We start from the raw sequence: 3,837 nt of genomic DNA, 5'->3' as shown, positions 1-3,837 counted from the left end.
GGGTGATCCGCGCCGCCATGGGGCTGGAGGGAGAGTTGCCCGCATTGGCCCGTCCTGACTGGGCTGTTGCTGCGACCAAAGGCAGTGCCATGCAGGCCAAGGGTGAAAAAAACTAATATTACTCGTCGTTTTTGACAACAAAAGTAATCCGACAAGGCTGACGACCCGTTTTGGGTGTCAGCCTTTAATTTTGCTCTGGAGCGAAACGTTTTTCTGCAAATTGTGACGAAACGGTAAAAATCAAAATTTAATCTCGCCTGAGTCGGCTTATGGCTGTTTTTATCACTGCATTTATCTTAGTGTCTGGAGTCAGTTTTACGGGAGGGGATTAGTTTTTTTTGAGCGGCACGCTCGCCTGCTTGTCATATAATCCGCTCCGTTCAAGGAATCCCTCTTGCCTGGCAAGGGCAGGAGCGAGCACACACTTTTGGATCCGGTCGCTATTTGCTGCGCACAGTGTAGTCACAGCGGTGGCGCGGGTCGCAAGGGTGGTCGCCAAAGCGAAAAGGCTTTTTGCTAAGGAAAGAATGCGATGATCCAGACTACTGTACTGCATCCCAAACACCTGGAAGCCGGCGCCAAGATGGTGGACTTCCACGGTTGGGAAATGCCCATCAACTACGGCTCCCAGCTGGAAGAGCACCATGCGGTGCGCAGCGATGCCGGTATGTTCGATGTCTCCCACATGACCATCGTCGATTTGACCGGCGAACGGGTCAAAGCCTTTCTGCAACACCTGCTGGCCAACGACGTGGCCAAACTCACTGCCCCCGGCAAGGCCCTTTACAGCGGCATGCTCAACCCGGAAGGCGGCGTGATCGATGACCTCATCACCTATTACCTCACCGATACCTTCTACCGGCTGGTGGTCAACTCCGCTACCCGTGAGAAAGATCTGGCCTGGATCCGCCATCACGCCATCGATTTCGATATCACAGTGACCGAGCGTCCCGAGCTTGCGATGATTGCGGTGCAGGGCCCCAACGCCAAGGTCAAGGCTGCGGCTGTGCTGAGTGCCGCCCAGCGTACTGCCGTGGTGGGGATGAAGCCCTTCTTCGGCGTGCAGGCTGGCGATCTCTTTATCGCCACTACCGGCTACACCGGCGAGGATGGTTATGAAATCGTGGTGCCGCAAGAGAAAGCCTGCGAGCTGTGGCAGGCACTGCTGGATAACGGCGTCGCCCCGTGCGGCCTCGGTGCCCGCGATACCCTGCGCCTCGAAGCAGGGATGAACCTCTACGGTCAGGATATGGACGAGTCAGTCTCTCCGCTGGCCGCCAACATGGCCTGGACCATCGCCTGGGAGCCGAGCGATCGCAACTTCATCGGCCGCGACGTGCTGGAAGCACAGAGAGCGGCGGGCAACCAGCCCAAGCTGGTGGGTCTGGTGATGGAAGAGAAAGGGGTGCTGCGTGCCGGTATGCCGGTCACCTTCACCGCGGCAAACGGTGAGAAGCGGGAAGGTGTGATCACCTCCGGCTCTTTCTCCCCCACCCTGGGCTACAGTATTGCCCTGGCGCGGGTGCCCCGCGATATCGGTGAGCTGGCCGAGGTGGAGATTCGCAAGAAGCTGGTCACCGTGAAGGTCACCAAGCCCGCTTTCGTCCGTAACGGCCAGAAGCTGGTTTAACATCGTCTTGGGGGAGGGCAGTACCTCCCCCATCCCTTTTCATATTCGTTTTTAAACGCGACTCAAAGATCAAAGGAAGCACAAATGAGCCATATCCCGAGCGAACTGAAATATGCCACTTCCCACGAGTGGATCCGTGTTGAAGCCAACGGCGAGGCCGTGGTCGGTATCACCGAGCACGCCCAGGAGCTGCTGGGTGACATGGTGTTTGTCGAGCTGCCGGAAGTGGGCAAGCAGGTCAGTGCCGGTGACGACTGCGCCGTGGCCGAGTCGGTCAAGGCGGCCTCCGACATCTATAGCCCGGTGAGCGGCGAGATCATTGCCGTCAACGAAGAGCTGGAAGGGAGCCCCGAGCTGGTCAACTCCGATCCCTACAGCGCTGGCTGGCTGTTCCGCATCAAGCTCGATGACGAGAGCGAGCTGGCCAACCTGCTGGATGCCGAAGGCTACCAGAACGTGGTGGACGAAGAGTAATGCCCCAGGGCCCTGCCAACACAGCAGGGCCCCTTTGTATGACCGCCAGCCGGGCAAGCACCGGCCGGTGGAAGGGTGAAGTCGCCCGCGCCTGCCGTTTGCCAGCCTAGGAGCCTAGGGGGTAAACGGGCCGGTCCGCAACAAGGCGATCCCCTCTCGATGCTGCCGCAGCATCCGGTGCCGCACCCTGTCTGCGGGGCCCAGAACATGAGTGGAGTCGGTCTCAGCCGACCATCAGGAACATCAGGTCTTGGTTATCAGGATGTCATGCCAGGACTTATTTATCAGGAAATAGGGAAATGACCCAGTCACTGTTTGAACTCGAGCAAAAAACCGATTTTGTCCGCCGCCATATCGGCCCAGGCGAGGAAGAGCTGCGCCAGCTGCTGGCGACCATCGGGGCCGAAAGCCTGGACGATTTGATTGAACAGACCGTGCCCGCCGCCATTCGCCTGCCGGGCCCGCTGGGGATCGGTGCGGGTATGACCGAGGTGGAAGCACTGGCCAAGCTCAAGGGTTATGCCGCCCAGAACAAGATTGCCAAGAGCTATATCGGCATGGGCTATCACGATACCCATGTGCCCCACGTCATTTTGCGCAACGTGCTGGAAAACCCGGGCTGGTATACCGCCTACACCCCCTACCAGCCCGAGCTGGCGCAGGGCCGGCTCGAAGCCCTGCTCAACTTCCAGCAGCTGACGCTGGATCTGACCGGCATGGATCTGGCGAGCGCCTCCCTGCTGGATGAAGCGACCGCCGCTGCCGAAGCGATGGCGCTGGCCAAGCGGATGGCCAAGTCCAAATCCAACCTCTTCTTCGTGGCCGACGATGTGCACCCGCAGGTGATCGACGTGGTCAAGGAGCGCGCGGTTCACTTCGGTTTCGATGTGGCGGTCGGTGCCGCGAGCGACGCAGTGAGCGAAGAGGTGTTCGGTGCCCTGTTCCAGTACCCAACCACTACCGGTGAGGTGAAAGATCTGCGAGCGCTTATCGCCGCAGTACAGGCCCAGAAAGGGCTGGCCTGCGTCAGCGCCGACCTGCTCTCTTTGCTGCTGCTCAAATCCCCGGGCGAGCTGGGGGCCGACGTGGTACTGGGCTCCGCCCAGCGCTTTGGTGTGCCCATGGGCTACGGTGGCCCCCACGCCGCCTTCTTCGCCACCCGCGATGCCTACAAGCGCTCCATGCCGGGCCGTATTATCGGTGTCTCCAAAGATGCCCGCGGCAAGGCCGCGCTGCGCATGGCGATGCAGACCCGCGAGCAGCATATCCGCCGCGAGAAGGCCAACTCCAACATCTGTACCGCCCAGGTGCTGCTGGCCAATATGGCGAGCTTCTACGCCGTCTACCACGGCCCGGTGGGGCTGAAAACCATCGCTTCCCGGGTGCACCGTCTCACCACCATTCTGGCGCTCGGCCTCAAGGCCAGGGGCGTGGCCCTCAAGCACGCCAGCTGGTTCGATACCCTCACTGTGCTGACAGCAGATAAAGCCGCGCTGATCGCCAAGGCCGAAGGGCTCGGCATCAACCTGCGTGCGGATCTCGATGGTGCGGTGGGGGTGTCACTCTCTGAAACCACCACCCGCGGCGATGTGGCCGAGCTGTTTGAGCTGTTCCTGGGGGCTGGCCACGGCCTCGACATCGAAGCGCTCGACAAGGCGGCTCAAGCCCATCACGCCATCCCGCAGGATCTGCTGCGCAGCGACGCCGTGCTGACCCACGAGGTGTTCAACAAG

Annotated in this window: 2 protein-coding genes and 1 pseudogene; all 3 read left to right on the top strand. The window is 60.6% G+C overall.

The window, feature by feature from the left end:
• The first annotated feature begins 532 nt into the window (after positions 1–532).
• Positions 533–1,630 (top strand): glycine cleavage system aminomethyltransferase GcvT, encoded by a 1,098-nt coding sequence (gene gcvT, locus DBR30_RS08295; RefSeq protein ID WP_108542050.1) that lies wholly within the window; start codon positions 533–535, stop codon positions 1,628–1,630.
• 84 nt (positions 1,631–1,714) lie between these two features.
• Positions 1,715–2,104, top strand: coding sequence for a glycine cleavage system protein GcvH (gene gcvH, locus DBR30_RS08290; RefSeq protein WP_005333898.1), 390 nt, complete (start codon positions 1,715–1,717; stop codon positions 2,102–2,104).
• Between the two features lie 299 nt (positions 2,105–2,403).
• Positions 2,404–3,837: pseudogene (locus DBR30_RS21890) on the top strand (glycine dehydrogenase (aminomethyl-transferring)); the annotation flags it as partial.

The sequence above is a fragment of the Aeromonas sp. HMWF017 genome (assembly GCF_003061465.1).
GTDB classification, from domain to species: domain Bacteria; phylum Pseudomonadota; class Gammaproteobacteria; order Enterobacterales; family Aeromonadaceae; genus Aeromonas; species Aeromonas veronii.
Note: the sequence above shows the minus strand (reverse complement) of the source record. Positions and strands in the feature narration are given on the sequence as shown.

Coding starts and splice junctions, on each gene's coding strand:
- gcvT (WP_108542050.1), top strand. CDS start 533: ATGATCCAGACTACTGTACTGCATCCCAAACACCTGGAAGCCGGCGCC.
- gcvH (WP_005333898.1), top strand. CDS start 1,715: ATGAGCCATATCCCGAGCGAACTGAAATATGCCACTTCCCACGAGTGG.